This is a genomic window from Protofrankia sp. Cj3 (genome assembly GCF_917627355.1).
Classification (GTDB): Bacteria; Actinomycetota; Actinomycetes; order Frankiales; family Frankiaceae; genus Protofrankia.
In genome coordinates this window covers 11038-26872 of sequence record NZ_CAKJTR010000030.1, presented here as the reverse complement: position 1 = coordinate 26872, position 15835 = coordinate 11038, and the positions used below count along the sequence as shown (strand labels likewise).

The following is a 15835-nucleotide window of genomic DNA, read 5'->3' as shown; positions in this document are numbered from 1 at the left end:
GGTGGTCAGTCCGTCGGGGCCTGCGGTGGCCGTCCGTGCTGGAGGTACACGGTCCGACCCGTGCGCAGGGCGTGCATGCAGGCACGGATGCGCCGGGCCATGTACGGGGCGAGGAACTGGTCGTACTCGTCGGGGGCGCACAGCCGCCAGGCGGTGAGCTCGTCCGCCTGCAGGCACAGACCGTGTTCAATGTCGTCTGCCGTGAGCGGTCCGCCGTCGAACAGGAAGTTGACCAGCGCCGGCCTGCCGTCCTCCTGAGGAGGTACCCAGTCGACTCCTACCAGCCGTCCAGGGCGGACATCCAGCCCGAGTTCTTCCTTGATCTCCCGCCGTGCGGTGTCCCACGGGTACTCACCCGGATCCATGTGGCCGCCGGGGATGAGCCAGGTGTCGTCGCGGTACGACGGCTGGACGAGCAGGACCCGGCCTTCGGGATCGTGAAAGAGGGCAGCGGCCCCCGCGATCGAGTGGGGGAGCGTCGCGTAGAACTCGGCCGGTGGCAGTCGTCCGCTGGTCATGCCCTATGACCCTAGTTGCCCCATGACCATTGGGCCGCCGGTGGTGGGAGCCCCGGATCCTGAAACCGGATTACGTCGTGCGGGCGTCGTTCTGTCCGGCACGACGAAGTTCGATACGCCGGATCTTGCCGGTGAGGGTCTTCGGCAGGCTGTCGACGAAATCGATCAGACGTGGGTAGGCGTAGGCGCTGAGCCTGTCACGGACATGCTGTTGTATCCCCCTGGCCAGCTCCGCCGAGGGCTCGTGACCGTCGGCGAGCACGACGAAGGCCTTGACAACGTGGCCTCGGCGTTCGTCCGGGACGCCGATCACAGCAGCCTCGGCGACCGCCGGATGCTCCAGGCAGGCGGACTCCACCTCGAACGGCCCGATCCGGTAGCCGGCTGCGATGATCAGGTCGTCGGCGCGCCCTTCGAACCAGAAGTAGCCGTCCTCGTCGAGGCTGGCCGCGTCACCGGTGTGGAACCACTCGCCGCCGAACACCCGCTCGGTGTCGTCCGGGCGGTTCCAGTATCCGAGCGGGTAGTGCGGGTTGGAGCGTGACTCCAGGCAGATCTCGCCACGCTCGCCCGGGCCCACCGGACGCCCGTTCTCGTCGAGGATCGCCACCTTCCAGCCGGGCAGCGGTTTGCCCATGGAGCCGTCCCGAACATCCATGAACGGGTAGTTACCGACCATCGGATAGCTCTCGGTCATCCCGTAGTAGTCGAGGACGGTGACGCCGTACTGCTCTCGGAACCAGCGGATCGCCTCCGGGTTGAGCGGCTCGCCAGCGGAGCACACGATGCGCAACCGCTGGGGATAACGCGTGCCGGCGTCGGCGATGCCCATCATCGACCGCATCGCCGTCGGCGTGGTGAACACGTTCGTCACCTCGTGCCGGGCGAGGAAGCCCAGTTGCCTGTGCGGGTCGAAACCGCCTTCGCGCTGGTAGACGCACTGCACCGCGCCCAGGCGCCAGGGGCCCAGCAGCGGGGCGATGCCGGCTGCCCACGCCCATTCACCCATGCCGTGAAAACGTTCACCGTCGCGCACGTCGTGGCAGTGGACGAACTCGTTGTGGGCAAGGAGGTAGCGGTGCGCATGCACAATGCCCTTGGCCACGCCGGTCGTGCCGGAGGTGTAATACAGCTGCGCCGGGTCGTCCGCATGCGTGTCCACCGTCTCGTGTTCGGTGGGGTGGTCGGTGAGCAGGTCGTCGTCCAGGACGAGGACACGCACGCCCATCCCGGCGAAGCGGGGTGCGTTGGCCCTGTTGGTGATGAGCACGGCGGCCTGCGCATCCGTGAGCCGGTGGCGGATCCCGTCGTCGCCGTAAAGAACGCTCATCGACAGCAGGAGCGCACCGAGCTTCCAGACGCCGAAGAACACCCCGGCGGTTTCCGGCGATGGGGGCAGGACCACGGCCACGCGGTCCGTGCGTGCGACCCCTGCCGCGGTGAGGGCGTGCGCTGCCTGAGCCGCGAGGTCCTGCAGTTCGCCCCAGGACACATCGGCGCGGTATCCGTCGAAACGTTCGTAGACCATCGCCAGCTTGCCGCGGGGATGTTTGTCGCAGACGTCGGCCGCGATGTTGTAACGCTCGGGAACGTCCCAGCGGTGCTCGGCACACGCCTGCGCGTACGACATCCGAAAGGTACCGGCCATGGATGTGTCTCCCTCGGTTGACGATGTGCCAGCGTCCAGGTAGTCGACCTTGACCGGTACGGTTTTGAGGATGCCCATGAGTATGTCACGGTGTGTGCTGGCCGGAGCCCGGGTGGTGACTCCGGAAGGTGTCCTGGATCCAGGCTGGGTCGAGGTTGACGGAGGGCGCATCGCCGCGGTCGGCGCTGGCAGGCCGGCGGGCCGGGCTGGACAGCCGGTCGTCGATCTTGGCGGTGCCTGGTTGTTGCCGGGGTTCATCGATCTGCACGTGCACGGTGGTGGTGGTCACGACGTCGCCGCCTCAGCCGCGGAGATGGCCGCGGCGGTGGCGTTCCACCGCGCGCACGGCACCACCCGCACGCTCGTGTCGCTGGTGACCGCGCCTGCCGACAGGCTCGCGGAGCAGCTGTCATGGGCTGCCGGCCTGGTCGGGCGCGGTGCGTGCGCGGACGGCCATGTGGTCGGGGCGCATCTGGAGGGGCCGTTCCTCTCGGCCGCGCGCTGCGGTGCGCAGGCCCCGGAACATCTGCTCGCCCCGGACCGGGCGGTGTTCGCCAGCTTGGTCCGGGCGGCCGGGGGCGCGCTGCGGGCCATCACGGTCGCGCCCGAGCTGCCCGCCGCCCTCGACATCATCACCGATGCCGTGGCGGGCGGGATCGTGGCCGCCGTCGGGCACACCGACGCCACCTACGAGCAGGCAGCCGCCGCGTTCGCGGCCGGCGCGAGCCTGACCACTCATCTGTTCAACGCTATGCGGCCGCTGCATCATCGGGAGCCTGGCCCGGTCGGAGCCGCCCTCGATGCCGGCGTCGCCTGTGAGCTGATCAATGATGGTGTCCATGTGCACCCGTCCGTCGCGCGGATGACCGCCCGCGATCGGCACCGGCTTGTCCTGGTCACCGACGCCATAGATGCGGCTGGCGTCGGTGACGGTGACTACGTCCTCGGTGGGCAGGCGGTACGGGTACGCGGTGGCCAAGCGCGGCTCGCGCGTTCGGGCGTGCTTGCGGGCAGCACGCTCACGATGGACGAGGCGGTGCGCCGCACGGTCGTCGACACGGGCCTGTCGGTCGAGGTGGCCGCGGCCGCGGCGGCGACGAACCCGGCCCGTGTGCTCGGCCTGGCCGACAGGTGCGGAGCGATCGCCGCCGGGCTGGACGCCGACCTCGTGGTCCTCGACGCTGGTTTTCGCCTCGTCCGGGTCATGGCCCACGGGGTGTGGTCGCAGCCCCGCGGTTTCGTGCCCCGCGGCTCCACCGGCCCCGCGGCGGCGGACGGCGCTCCGGTCATGGATTGACGCAGGTCACGTCCTTGGAGGCGAAACCACTACCTCCGGTCACCTTGTTGGACGCACAGTCAATTTTGTTGTTTGTTGTTTTCGGATTGTGAATCCAGAAGCCGACGCCGGTGGCTCCGCCGAGGTCCACGATATTGTCGACGAAGACGTTTCCGTCGCCGGAGCCCAGTGACTCACCGTTGGTTGTGATCACATGGGTCTGGAAGCCGTCCTTGAGTGCCGACGGCCCGCTTACCGTACCCCTGTTACCGGTAATCATATAGTTGTTGCCTTTCACGTCTACCCAGGAGTCCGCCCAGCTCCCCGACATACCGACCGCGTCGAAGGAGTTGTTCTGGATCACGCCGCCGGTCGTGCCCTCCTTGATGTCGATGTTCTCGGCACCGGTGTGACGGATGGTGTTTCCGATCACCTGGTTGTAGTCGGACGTGTCCGGCTTGCCACCTGTGTAACGACCCCAGTTGGAGACGGCGGAGCCCAGGTAGATGCCCTCGCCGAAGCTGGGGGTCTTTACCCCCGTGTTTTCCACCAGGCAGTTGGTCACCACGTTGTAGCTGGAAAAAGCCCGCAGGTGGATGCCTTCCTGCCCGACGTCGTGAACGTACAGACCGTCGATCGTCACATGGCTGGAACCGTCGAGCACCACACCCTTGGTCGCTTCCGTCACGGTGAACCCCTGGAGCTTCCAGTAGCTTGCTCCCAGAAGGTTCAGGCCGTAACCTCCGCCCGCGCCACCGCCGTCGAGTACGGCATTACGGGATCCACGCAGTGTGATGGGTGCGGCTTCGGTGCCAGAGACCCGGATGTTGAATCGCCCCGGGCTCGTCGGGGTACCACTAGGCTTGCTCTTGGCATTGTAGTCTTTTGCGTCCTTGCCCGAGTAACGGCCATCGGCCATCGTGATGGTCATTCCGGGGTGTGCGGTGTTGAGCGCGTCTATCAGGCTCGTGACATTGGTCACCGTCACCTCCGTTCCAGGCGCGACTGGGTCCAGCGCCGGCGCGGCCGGCACGGGCGGCGAGGACTGTGACTGGGAGCCGTCTTCCTGGTCCGGGCCCGGTGCCGCCGAGGGCGTGGCCGTCCCGCCGGCTGTGCCTTCGCCTATCCGGAAGTTCGCCCGGGAACGGTGTGTCCGCCGGGACTGGTCCCCGTCCTTCTCGTAGGTCTCCGCGATCAGCGAGTGCTTGCCCTCGCCCAGGCCAGCCACCTTCACAACTCCAGGATTCACCGTGGTGAGGGATTTCCCGTCAAGCGTGAAGCGGATGTCCGCTCCGTCATCTGTGCCCGCGAGCCCCGCGTAGAAGGTCGAAGCGGCAGGAAGGGCCTGGTTGTCGAGGCTTTTCACGTCGCTCGACAGGTCGCCGGAACCGGAGAACACCAGCTGCGCTTCCCCCGCGGATGGCTGGGCGGGGAGCTGAGCGGATGGCTGGACGGGGTTCCGGCATGCGGTTACCAAAAGTAGTATTGCTCCTACGAAGAGCAATGATGCGGATTGGGCCGTCCGCTGGACCAAGCTCCCGCCCGTAAAAGCCGCGAACATACACGTCCCTCGCATCTCGATGTGTTGAGGCAGGGAGAGTATAGGTGTTCCATGCGATGGGCGATCGCATCCCTCAATGGGATGCCTCTTTGATCTGCTTCGGGCGAACGATACGCACTGAACCACGGAGTCGATGGCCGGGTTCGTTCAACAACGTTCTGTTCAGCTGGTCGAGCCGCCAGCCAATGCTTGGTCTCAAAGGGTCAGTGCACCGCATGTGAATCACGTCACATACGATATACTGTGGATTCTGCTGACCAAGGAGACTAAAGTGTGCGACGAAGCGCTTACCGCAGCGGATTGCGAAGAGATTTCCCGTGGGATCATCGAGGGTTTATCGGTAAACATTCAGCTTCATTGTTGGTGTTGCTGTGGGTGGTTAGCGTTCGCTCCGGGTCCGGCTGTTGGCTGATGCATAGCATACCGGATCTGGTGGATGTGGTGACGGGGTGGGGTGCAGTCGCTGGCGGAGATGCCGATCGAGGGTGTGATCGCTCTCGTGCGCGCAGGCGGAGTTGATTGCCGAGTTGCGGGCAACGGTGGCGGTGCAGGCCAGGGAGATCGTCGAGCTGACGGCAAAGGTCGCTGACCTGGAGCGGAAAGCGTCGCGGAACTCGCGGAACTCGTCGTTGTCGCCGTCGACGGACGACGCGATCCCGGGACGCAAGCCGCCCGGGCCGCCGGCGCCTGCAGCTGCGGGCGGTGACACGGCCGGGAAGAAGAAGCGCGGTAAGCAGCCGGGCGCGGACGGGTTGACGCTGGCCTGGCGGGAGGACCCGGATCGGGTCGAGGCGCATTTTCCGACCGGGGCGTGTGGCCGCGTAGGCGGCGCTGGCCGCCGCGAGGCCGGCGGGAGCCGCGCGCTCGCACCAGTCCCACGATCTCGAACCGGCCCGGTCGACGGTAACCCGGCGTGATCTTCGCCAGGTTGTGTGCGGCTGCGGACGCCGCCACGTCGCCGCCCGCCCTGAAGGGCTGTCCGGCGCGCCGGTGTCCTACGGGCCGGAGCTGCGCGCGCTCGCGCTGTACTTCCTGCTCCGCCGGCATCTGCCGGTCGTACCGCCCGCCGCAAGCACGGCGTCTCCGCGCTACACGCCCTACGCCTCGCGTTCCGCGGCACTCCCTGGATGCCACCACCCGCCGTCGTCACCTGACGGGCACCCACCCGACCCCGCGCCAGCCCCGCCGGCACGGCCTACAGCCACGCCCACGAACCGTCACGTACGCATGGAAAATGAGTTGTTGCGTACCCAGGAGGCGAGTTCCGCCCGGCACCGGCGCCATCATCTGCTCAACCAGGAATCCGACCCGCACAGAACACCATCCTTGCCTGACGATCGCCGACCGGCCACGCTGGGCACTCGCCGACCGCACACAGCCAACACGATCATGGACGCTTGAAGAACTCGACTTCGCCCAGGGCCACCCGGCGTTCGGGTGCGTCACCGTAGTCGGATTTGATCGTGAGGCGGATATGTACCACGTCGCCGATCACCTGGTGGAACTTCTGCTCACCGAGCCGGTCTTCCAGGTGCAGCGTCGTGTGGACCTGGTCGCCGCCTGCGGTCCAGGCGGTCAGCCCCAGCTCCGCAGGGCGCGCCTGGCCGAGGAAGACATCCTGATCGGCGGCTGCACCCGTGTGCACGATCAGATCAAGCAGCCGCACCGGGCCAGCGAACGCGAACTCCACGTACTCGCCCTGGGCCGGACCGGTCCGGGCGGGGGCCCAGTACCGGTTGCTCAGGCCGTCCGCCGCCGACGCCGCCGGATGCCCGGGTGCCTCGCTGGAGGCGTGCACGAATGTCGGGTGCACGGGTACGGGCTTGGCAATTTTGTCACGGATCGCGTCAGTCGCCTTACGGCCGAGGACCAAGGCTGCGTAGCCGAGAGCGGCCAGCAGCGCGATGATGAGGAGCCAGGTCAGCACCCGCCAGAGCAGGCTCCGGGCGGGGCGGGGACGCCGGCGCCAGCGTCGCCACCACGGCAGCCGCCGCGCCCGATCGGCAGGGCCACCCAGCGCCGCCCCGCAACGGCGGCAGAAGTTGCGGTCGGGCCGGTTCGCGGTGCCACAGGCCGGGCAGGCGATGTCGTCCGGCGTCGGGTCGCGGTCGTCGGAGTAGGTCCGTACCGTGGGCCGGCGCGGGACCGGCCGGCCGGGCTGGACCGCACCTGGCTGATCCCCGCTGGGTGTGGCGGGGTGGCTGCTGACGGTCCCGGCCGCGGTCTCCGGTGCGTGCGGTTCCGGCGGATCGTCGTGGCGTGCCGGTTGCACGGGTACCAGCAAGGCGGCGGCCCGCGACGTCGCGGGGTCCGCAGCGGGGGTTGGCGGCGCAGGTGCTGCTTCAGCAGGCACGGGCGGTGCCGCAGCCGGGATCACAGCCGGCGCGGATGGCACCTCGGCTCCTGGCGCGGCCGGCGGCCCGGCCACCGGCTGGGGGTGGGCCGCCGCGGCCTGCCCCGTCGGCGCCGGTTCCCTGTCCCACTCGAGGAACGCCCCGCAGTTTCCGCAGAACGGCTCGCCGTCCCGCACCGGGGAGCCGCACTGCTCGCAGACGGCCTCAGCCACACTCGTCCTTCCGATGTTCCAGCGGGCCCGGGGTTCGGTCTGGACCTGCCCGCGGCGTACTCACCGCGGGTCGGCAGGTGCCGTGTCCCCGGGCGCGGCCGACAGGATCTCCACCGTGTACGTCACGTGCGCGGGACGGTTAGCCTCGATCAATTCCCGGAGCCGCGCGGCTGGCACGGGATCCCCGCCGGCCGGGTGTACCCGTACGGTCATCGACGGCTCCGGTGACCCGGGCAGCTCCGCACCGGGAGTGAGCGACCAGGTGGTTCCCCCGCTGTCGACGACCTCAGCTGTCACGCCGAACGCCATCCGCACCTGCTCGGCGAGGCCCCGTCCGGTACCGCGTACCCGATGTAGCTCCACCGCACGGCGTACGGCCTCGCGGCGCGCGGCGGGTGAGTCGATGGCCGCGTCGGCGGCCACCCAACCACCGAGCCAGTCGACGAAGTCGGCCGGGGCAAGCTGTGGATCCAGGTATGCCCACAGGTTGTCCAGCGTGACGTGCACCGGCGCGACGACGCTGTCGAGTGCGGCGAGCAGTCGCTGCGCGAAGTCGTCGGCGGCGTAGATCGCGGGTAGCTGCCGGCCTAATGGATGCGGTGTGGCCAGCCCGTCGACTGCTCCGCGCATGGGGCCCATCCCTTCGTGTTTTGACGGTGCCGCCCCCGCCCGCCCGGGGCAGGGTCAGCCCTCGTCGACGCGGACCTGGTGTTCGTAGGAGAAGACGAGCGCATACCGGTCCAGGTCGATGCGGGTCACCGGGTCGCCGCGCAGCCCGGTCAGCGGATCGGCCGGGAACAGGCGCAGCTCCTCCACCATCTCGGTCCCGGGCAGGCGGTGCAGCACACCGATCACCTCGCCCGCGTGCACCGGCCGGCCGAACGGCCAGCCCATCGCATCGGGCCCGCCGCGCAGCGGGTTGAGGTACGCGTACAGGGCCGCGAGCGCGTCCGCCTGCAGCCGGGCAGCGGGGACACCGAGCCGGGCGACCAGCCGGGCCACGACGGTGACGCCCTGGTAGTACGGCGGCTCCACGACCAGCCGGGCACCGATCAGACGCCGCCGGTCCAGGTTCCCCGCGATCGTCGCGAGCATATCGGCGGATGGTACGAGCTGCTCGAAGCGCAGCCGCTCACCCTCGTCAGCCGCCACCTCCGGCACGACCAGCACCCGTACCCCGCCGCTCTCGGCGCCGTCACCGGCAGGCAGGCATCGGACACGCGCCGCGGACGGGCTCGCCTGACGGGCGATCATTTCGTAGTCGTGCGCGGTCACCGCCCGGTCCTGGGCGCGTAGCTGCACCGGCCCGCGCATCTTGGCACTGTCCACGGTCTCGCCGTCGACGCCGCCGGCCGCCGCCTCGCGGTTGTCCACGCTGGCGATGTAAGGGACCGAGCTGCGCAGCACCGACAGCGCCCCGCGGGCCACGTTGCCCTGCCGCCCGCCCCCGGTGCGGTAGCGGCGTACCCGCAGCTGGGCGCCCGTGGGCGGCAGCGCCCCGTAGCGGCGCAGCCCGCCGTCCGGCTGCCGGATGGCGGGCCCGAAGGACACCTCGCCCGCGGTGCGGTCAAGCACCACGTGCCGGTCGTCCGGCCCGGATGCGCCGAACGCGTCAACCTCGGTCCACTCCTGCCAGCCGTCACCGTCGGAGACCTCGACCACGAACGGCTCGTCGTCGGGGATCACCGGCGGGCGGGCCACCGTGAACCGCTGCCCGGGCACTCCCTCGGACTCGCCCAGCGTCTCCGCGAACACGGTCTCGGCGTGGACGGCGTCGACCGTACCGCCGATGGTGAACGCTTCGGCGGCCCGGATGGTCGGCGACGCCGAGTAGAACGGCTGCCCCGCCTCGGCGGGCACGACGCGGCAGCGCAGCCAACCGGCGCGCCGGCCGGCGATCACCGACGCGGTGTGCGCGGCGGGCACATGCAGGACGACGTCACCCGGCTTGTTCAACCCGCCGGTTTCGTCCTGGTCGACCTCGCAGCCGGTCCAGTCCGTGCCGTCCCATGCCTCCCAGACCAGCGGCGGCTGCCGCGGGTCGACGCCGATGCCCTCGACCCTGCTGTCCAGGCGCAGCACGGCCGCGCACGACGGCACGGCCGCGGACAGCCCGACCAGCATCGCGTCACCGACGGCCGGGCTGGCCGAGAAGCAGGCGATGTCACGGCTGTCGAGCAGGTCGCCGGTGTGGTCGGCGCCGCGGCCCTCAGCGGGTTGGGTGCGTAGCTGGGTCAACGTGCACGGCACGATCGTGAGGTCGGCTGACGTGGCGAAGACGACGGCTTCCTCGGTCCCCGTGCGTACCGTCGCGACCTCTGTTCCGGCGCGCAGCACGACCGGCTGGGAGTGCGGGGCCGACAGCCAGAACGTGACGTCGGCACGGGCCGCGGTCGGCGGGAACAGCGTGACCCCGATCAGGTCCAGGAAGGCCAGATAGGTGCGGTCCGGTACCCGGTTGAGCCGGTACAGCAGCTGGTCGACCATGTGTGCGAACACCTCGATCAGCGTGACCCCGGGATCGGAGACGTTGTGGTCGCTCCACTCCGGACAGCGTTGCTGGACGAAGCGCTTGGCCTCGTCGACGAGCTGCTGGAACCGGCGGTCGTCGAGGTTCGGGGCGGGAAGGGGCATCAGGTGGTACTTTCCTCAACCGGCTCGTCGTGGGAAGGGATCACGTAAAACGGGAAAACCAGGTTGCGTGGGTCGTTCGTGCCACGGATGACGTAGCGGATGTCGATGTACAGCGTGCCGGCCTCCCCCGCGTCGAAGTCGACCAGTACGTCACGGACGTCGATACGCGGCTCCCACCGCTCCAGGGCGGCGCGCACCTCGAACGCGATCTGCCCGGCGGTGTTCTCGTCCGCGGGGGCGAACACGTAGTCGTGGATGCCGCACCCGAACTCCGGCCGCATCGGGCGTTCCCCCGGGGCGGTCCCGAGAATGAGCCGGATCGCCTCGACGATCTCACGCTCGCGGGCCACCAGGGCCACGCTCCCGGTCGCGTCGGTACGCAGCGGGAACGCCCAGCCCGCCCCGATGAACTGCTCCGCCACCGAGCTAGCCTCCGATGAGCACGTTGGGAGCGCCGGTGCTGATGGTCGCCTGACAGGTGATCCGGTCGCCCTTGCGCGCGGCGGGGAAGCCGCCGATGAGCACGATGCCGGTCACCGGTGGCGGCATCGGGGACAGCACCACGTTGCCCGGACCGAGCTCCGCGTGTATCGCGCACACGCACAGACTGCCGATGACCGCGGCTGGTAGTCCGCCGATCCGCACGCTCGGCACCCCGAGCAGCGGCCCGCCGGCGTTGGCGGGCAGCCCGGGTACGGCCGCTCCGCCCGGCACGCCGACGGTGCCGTTCGGGGGCCCCGGCGTCACGGGCGTGGCCAGATGGCTGATCTGGTCGTTGATCCGGGCGGCCGGTGGCATGGGCACCTCCCTCTCCATTCGTCTCCTTCGCCGCGCGGCATGTCCTCGCCGCGCGACACGTCAGTTGATCCGCACTATCGGGGCCTTGACCTCGACATTGGCCCTGCCCGACACCGACACCGACCGGCCGGTCAGGCTCAGCTCGCCGGCTCCGGCGTCGAGCGTGATGCCGTTGCCCTGTATCGTCACCTGCCTTCTCGCCTCGATGGCCACGGTGCCGTCGCTGTTGATGGTCACCGCAGCCTTCTGCTGGTCGAGCTCGATCACCAGCTTGTTGTCGCCGGTGCGCAGCCGCACCCCGCGTACGGCGCTCGGGCTGGACAGCGGCGGGTCGAGCAGTTCCAGCCGGTGGCCCGTGCGGGAGGCGAACGAGCGGCGGGTCACCGCGCCGTCCCTCGGGTCGATCAGCGGCCCGTCGTGCGGCGACGGCTTGTCGACACCGTTGTACAGGCCCCCGATGACATACGGGCGGTCCAGCAACCCCTGCTCGAACCCGACCAGGACCTCGTCATCGATCTCTGGGCTGAAGACGCCGCCGCCGCGCACCCCACCGAACTGCACCGTCCGTACCCAGTCGGTCTCATAGCCGTTCTTCCGGGGGCCGCCCAGCCCGGTCAACCACGGGAACCGCAGTTTGACCCAGCCCTGGTCACGGCGCTCGGGATGGTCACGGTCGCGGCCCTGGCCGGCGCTGGTGCTGGTCACGATGCCGATCGCGAGACCGGGCACGCGCATCCCGCGGGCCGGGGCGGAGGCACCGGCCGCCAGCCCGTACGGTGACCGGTCCTGACGGCCGCTGACGGTCAGCCACGTCTCGTAGAACCGGCCCGGCCCGAACACGTGCCGGCTCGATGTGATCGTGTACTTGCCCTCGAACGGCGGGCCGACGTCCGCCAGCGTGATCGGTACCCCGGCGCGCATCCGCGGATTGCCGCGGATGCCGACCTCCAGCTCGGCGAACGCCGACGTCACGTTCGAGGCGAGCGCTGTCGCGACCGCCTTGACCTCGGCGTCGGTGCGGTACGGCACGTCGGTGACGAGCAGTTCCGCGTCGCCGAACGGCTGCGCCACCTGCGCCGGGGTGAGGCCGAGGTTCAGCTCCGCGCTGGTGTCCGTCTTCGCCTCGGCCACGAGCTCCTTCTTGCGCCTGACGTCCCAGCCGCGTACCTCCACCCGCGAGAGCTGACCGACCGAGGTGACCGTGGACCGCACGGCGAGCAGGTTCTCGTTCATCTGCACCACTACGTCGCTCTGGCGGGCCGGCGTACCGGTGCCGGGTGCTGTCGCGGCGCGCACCGGCTTCCGGAACACGAACGTGCCGTCGACCATGGCGACCTCGGCGTCGTTGTCGGCGGCGAGCATCGTGAGGAACTCCCAGTCCGTGGTGTTCGGCTGGGTCACCATCTCGTAGACGGTGCTGGTGGGGTCGATTCTCCCGATCGACAGGCCGGCTTTCCGCGCCACGTCGCGGGCGATGTCCGACGCCTTGCCGGTGTAGGTGGCCACCTGCCGCCCGCGCATCAGCCGGTGCGACATGTCCAGCGCACGGATCGTGGTGAACGTGCCGGTGCCGTCGAACTCCGTCTCCAGCGTGACGACCTCGCCGGTGAACAGCGGCACCGGGCTTGTCTTGTCACCGGCCCGGACCGCGGCGGTGAGTCGCGAACCGATGGTGATATTGAGCTTGTCCAGCAGCTGGCTCTTGGAGTCGCGGTAGCGCAGCGTCGCCGCGGCGGGCAGATTCGAGCTGTCCTCGATAGCCGCGTGTACCAGGCGGGTCTCCCACTCCTCCGGCAGTGGCCCGGGTACGCCGACGATGAGGTAATTGGTGTAGTTGCCGTCCGACACTGTGCTCCCTACCTGTGTCTAGAGCTGCCTACCTGTGTCCTAGCTGCCGGCTGGCAGCTCGTCAGCGGCCGGCAGCAGCAGTTCCATGCCGGGCGGCAGCCGCATCGGGTCGTCGATTCCGTTGGCTTCCGCGATCACCCGCCAGACCGTCGGATCGCCGTACTCGCTGTGCGCCAGCAGCGGCAGTGAGTCGCCGTCCACCACTCGGTGCACCCGGCGCGCCGACCGGCTTCCGGAGGTGGGATTCTGGCCGGGCATGTTGCCACTGATCTCGGACAAGCTCAGCGAGCAGTTCGCCCGCAGCGGCGTACCGTTGCCGTCGAACAGCGTGCACGCGGCGCTGACCTGGCCGACATACGCGTAGAAGGACACCGTCTGGAACTGGCCCCAGGCGAACTTCACCCACGGCGGTGACGGCGCCTTGGCCGCGATGCTCGCCGCCGTGGGCACGCAGCAGGTCAGCAACTCGTCGACGCGCTGCTGCACGGTGCGGCTATGGGTGTCGGTGACGTCAAGGAAGATCTCAAGGTCCAACGTTCGCGGCCCGGAACCGCTGAACTCCGGGATACCGGTCTCCTGCGCGCCCCGCACGATGTGCGGGATCCAGGTCGCCGACTTGGTCAGGGTGAGCTGGTTCGGGTTGAACATGAACGTGATGGGCCCACCCAGCGGCCCACCCGGCCGGCTGCCGCCGTTGGTCGGCGGCTGGTACCGCTGCAGGAACGCCGCCACCTTGCCGGCTGGCGCGATCATCCGCCCACCTCCAGGAACCCGTGATACGCCAGCTCGATGCTCTCGGTGGCCACCTCGGATCGGGTCGGGTCGAACGACGGCCCCGACCAGCGCACGAGTACGACGTCGGCGAGCCCCCACTGCACCAGCATCGCCAGATCCGGCCGCAGCGCGGCGATCTGTGCCGTCCCGCGTTTAACACCTCTGGGCAGTTTGGCCAGGAACTGCGCCACCTTGGCCGTATCCGGTGTGAGGGGACGGGTCAGCGTCACGTTCTGGTAGCGGATACGCGACGGTAGCTGCCAGACGAAGCCGTTGTTGCCGCCTTCTTGGTGCTCCTCGACCTCCACCTGGCAGCCGAGCCCGTCGCAGCTGTTCCAGTCGCCCAGGTTGATACCGTCGATCTTCAGGCGGAAATGGACCGCTGTGCCGGGATCGACGCTTGCCATACTCGTCCTTCCATGTGATGCCGTTGTGTTCGTTCACCGGTGTGTCCGCTTACCGGCCGCCGTCCAACAGACGGCCGGTGCGTTCACGTCCGAGCCGGACCTCGGCGCGTAGCAAACGCCCGAGCGGTTCGACCAGCCGATGAGCAAGATGATCAAGATGCCTCCGATCGAACCGGCGGATCAACTCGTCAATGTCGATGCCGGCAGCACCCTGTTCCGGCCGGGCCTCGGAGCCCGCGGATGACACGGATGATGGGGTTGACGGCCGTGATGGCGGCGACGCCGGTAATGCCGTTATCGCTGACCGGCGCTGCACCGGCGCTGGCGCGCCGCGCATGGGCGCCGCCGCCGTCGTGCGTGGCGTACTCCCGGAGAAACGTGGGACAGGCGCCGATGCTGTGGTGGGCGCTGCGGCGCCGGGTCGGTTCCCGCCGCTGGATACCTGAGAGCCGCTGCCGGTGGGTGCCGCACGGCGCACCGTCGGCAGGGGCGTGCCGTACGGCGGCAAGCCCGTGGATACCGGGCGTGCCGGTGTCGCGGTCCGCTGTACCGGCTGTGCGGACTCCGGCCGCGCCACCCTCCTCCCTGTTCGTACACCGCCGGTCCCGCCGACCCCAGTGATTTTGTCGGCGGCGACGACCGGGCGCATCGGGCGTGCGGCGAGTGTCTGGACCACATGGGCAGCCGGCGGGGAAGCAAGCACTGGCCCGGACGGCGGCGTTCCGCTCGCGCGGCTGACGCCGGCCAGCGATCGTTCCCCGGCCGATGGCAACCCCCAAGGCCCGGACAGCGCGCCGGGGGGTACGTCGGCCCTCCGCTGGACAAGGATCCGGGCCGCGGGGATAGGGACTCTCGTGTCCGGCGGTGTGGCCGCCAGCGTACCGGCGCCCAAACCGGGCGTCGGTGTCTGTTGTAGAGCGCTCCCGGCGCCGGAGGCCCGTTCCGGCTGGCCGGACACACCCGTGCGCCGGACAGGCCGGTCCATGCCCTGCTCCCGACCGCCAGCAGAACCCGCAGCCCGGCCAGCAGCATGCCCCTGGCCACCAGGACCATGTACGGCCCGATCGGCAACCGGCAGCCGCTCCACACCATCCGGCATTGCTGTGGCCAGCGCTGCTGTCAGTCCGACAGGCCCCGCGCCAGGCATCGGGACCACCGGCCGACCAGGCCCCGGAGCGGCCACAGAACCATTCACAGCCCGCTGAACCACAGACGGTTCCCCGCCCCGCGAAACCATCGGATCCCGCGGGACCGCCGGATTCGGCACCCCACCTGACGACACCCCGGTAACCGCAGCCGCACCCGTGACTGCACCGCTGGTCAACGCACCAGACTGGCGCGCTTTCGACACCAGCACCTGTCCATGATCACGATCAGGCGCATCACCCGGCCCGGGCTCCTGCTGCCGCCCCGGCCCGGCCAGAGCCACTCCCTCAGCCCCAGGTACGGCGATGCGCTGTACCACCGGCTCAGCACGCCGAGGTCCGGATGATGCAACCTGTCCAGGATCGGCCACACCGCCCGACCCAGACTCCTGCTGCCACAGCGGCCCAGCCGGGGCCGCACGGACAACGGCGACCTCGGCGCCGGAGGCCCGTTCCGGCTGGCCGGGCACACCCGTACGCTGAACAGGCCGGTCCATGCCCTGCTCCCGACCGCCAGCAGAACCCGCAGCCCGGCCAGCAGCATGCCCCTGGCCACCAGGACCATGTACGGCCCGATCGGCAACCGGCAGCCGCTCCACACCATCCGGCATTGCTGTGGCCGGCATTGCTGTGGCCAGCGACGGAGACACACCCGACATG

The 15835-nt window shown here is 69.5% G+C and carries 14 protein-coding genes; 3 read left to right on the top strand and 11 right to left on the bottom strand.

Features of this window, described 5'->3' with window-relative positions; all coding sequences use genetic code 11:
- Nucleotides 1-5: 5 nt before the first annotated feature.
- Together MJ783_RS06400 and MJ783_RS06395 are read right to left on the bottom strand one after the other, a co-directional pair.
- A complete protein-coding gene (locus MJ783_RS06400; protein ID WP_239309112.1) occupies nucleotides 6-518 on the bottom strand; it encodes an NUDIX hydrolase in 513 nt (170 codons plus the stop codon).
- A gap of 70 nt (nucleotides 519-588) precedes the next feature.
- The gene (locus MJ783_RS06395) at nucleotides 589-2244 is read right to left on the bottom strand and encodes an acyl-CoA synthetase (protein ID WP_239309110.1); all 1656 of its coding nucleotides are present in this window, start codon (nucleotides 2242-2244) and stop codon (nucleotides 589-591) included.
- Between MJ783_RS06395 and nagA the strand changes: the two genes are divergently transcribed.
- Nucleotides 2243-3463 (top strand): N-acetylglucosamine-6-phosphate deacetylase, encoded by a 1221-nt coding sequence (gene nagA / locus MJ783_RS06390; RefSeq protein ID WP_239309108.1) that lies wholly within the window; start codon nucleotides 2243-2245, stop codon nucleotides 3461-3463. The two genes, MJ783_RS06395 and nagA, sit on opposite strands and share 2 nt — an antisense overlap.
- Here the strand turns inward: nagA and MJ783_RS06385 are convergent.
- The gene (locus MJ783_RS06385; protein ID WP_239309106.1) at nucleotides 3453-4841 is read right to left on the bottom strand and encodes a right-handed parallel beta-helix repeat-containing protein; all 1389 of its coding nucleotides are present in this window, start codon (nucleotides 4839-4841) and stop codon (nucleotides 3453-3455) included. The two genes, nagA and MJ783_RS06385, sit on opposite strands and share 11 nt — an antisense overlap.
- A 677-nt stretch (nucleotides 4842-5518) precedes the next feature.
- Between MJ783_RS06385 and MJ783_RS06380 the strand changes: the two genes are divergently transcribed.
- Both MJ783_RS06380 and MJ783_RS06375 read left to right on the top strand, forming a co-directional pair.
- Complete coding sequence (locus tag MJ783_RS06380) at nucleotides 5519-5920, top strand: DUF6444 domain-containing protein (protein ID WP_239309104.1); 402 nt, start codon at nucleotides 5519-5521, stop codon at nucleotides 5918-5920.
- A 73-nt stretch (nucleotides 5921-5993) separates the two neighbouring features.
- Nucleotides 5994-6404 carry a hypothetical protein gene (locus MJ783_RS06375; protein ID WP_239309102.1) on the top strand — a complete coding sequence of 137 codons (411 nt, stop codon included), beginning with the start codon at nucleotides 5994-5996 and terminating at the stop codon, nucleotides 6402-6404.
- On the opposite strand, the gene MJ783_RS06370 is transcribed toward MJ783_RS06375, so the two are convergent.
- From MJ783_RS06370 to MJ783_RS06335, 8 genes are read right to left on the bottom strand one after another with little or no spacing between them, the layout of a single operon-like run.
- Entirely contained in the window at nucleotides 6391-7569 is a 1179-nt protein-coding gene (locus tag MJ783_RS06370) for a zinc-ribbon domain-containing protein (protein WP_239309100.1), read from the bottom strand. The two genes, MJ783_RS06375 and MJ783_RS06370, sit on opposite strands and share 14 nt — an antisense overlap.
- Nucleotides 7570-7629: 60 nt before the next feature.
- A complete protein-coding gene (locus MJ783_RS06365) occupies nucleotides 7630-8199 on the bottom strand; it encodes a phage tail protein (protein WP_239309098.1) in 570 nt (189 codons plus the stop codon).
- Between the two features lie 54 nt (nucleotides 8200-8253).
- Nucleotides 8254-10203, bottom strand: coding sequence for a putative baseplate assembly protein (locus tag MJ783_RS06360; RefSeq protein WP_239309096.1), 1950 nt, complete (start codon nucleotides 10201-10203; stop codon nucleotides 8254-8256).
- Entirely contained in the window at nucleotides 10203-10625 is a 423-nt protein-coding gene (locus MJ783_RS06355) for a GPW/gp25 family protein (protein WP_239309095.1), read from the bottom strand. The genes MJ783_RS06360 and MJ783_RS06355 overlap by 1 nt, the downstream gene beginning before the upstream one ends.
- A gap of 4 nt (nucleotides 10626-10629) precedes the next feature.
- Nucleotides 10630-11001: a PAAR domain-containing protein gene (locus MJ783_RS06350; RefSeq protein ID WP_239309134.1), complete on the bottom strand. Its 372-nt coding sequence runs from the start codon at nucleotides 10999-11001 to the stop codon at nucleotides 10630-10632.
- Between the two features lie 60 nt (nucleotides 11002-11061).
- Nucleotides 11062-12849, bottom strand: coding sequence for a VgrG-related protein (locus tag MJ783_RS06345; protein ID WP_239309093.1), 1788 nt, complete (start codon nucleotides 12847-12849; stop codon nucleotides 11062-11064).
- A 39-nt stretch (nucleotides 12850-12888) separates the two neighbouring features.
- On the bottom strand, nucleotides 12889-13602 hold the full coding sequence (locus tag MJ783_RS06340) for a LysM peptidoglycan-binding domain-containing protein (protein ID WP_239309091.1): 714 nt from the start codon (nucleotides 13600-13602) through the stop codon (nucleotides 12889-12891).
- Nucleotides 13599-14030, bottom strand: a complete 432-nt coding sequence (locus tag MJ783_RS06335) for a phage tail protein (protein ID WP_239309089.1) — start codon at nucleotides 14028-14030, stop codon at nucleotides 13599-13601. Before MJ783_RS06335 ends, MJ783_RS06340 begins: the two co-directional genes overlap by 4 nt.
- Nucleotides 14031-15835: the final 1805 nt, after the last annotated feature.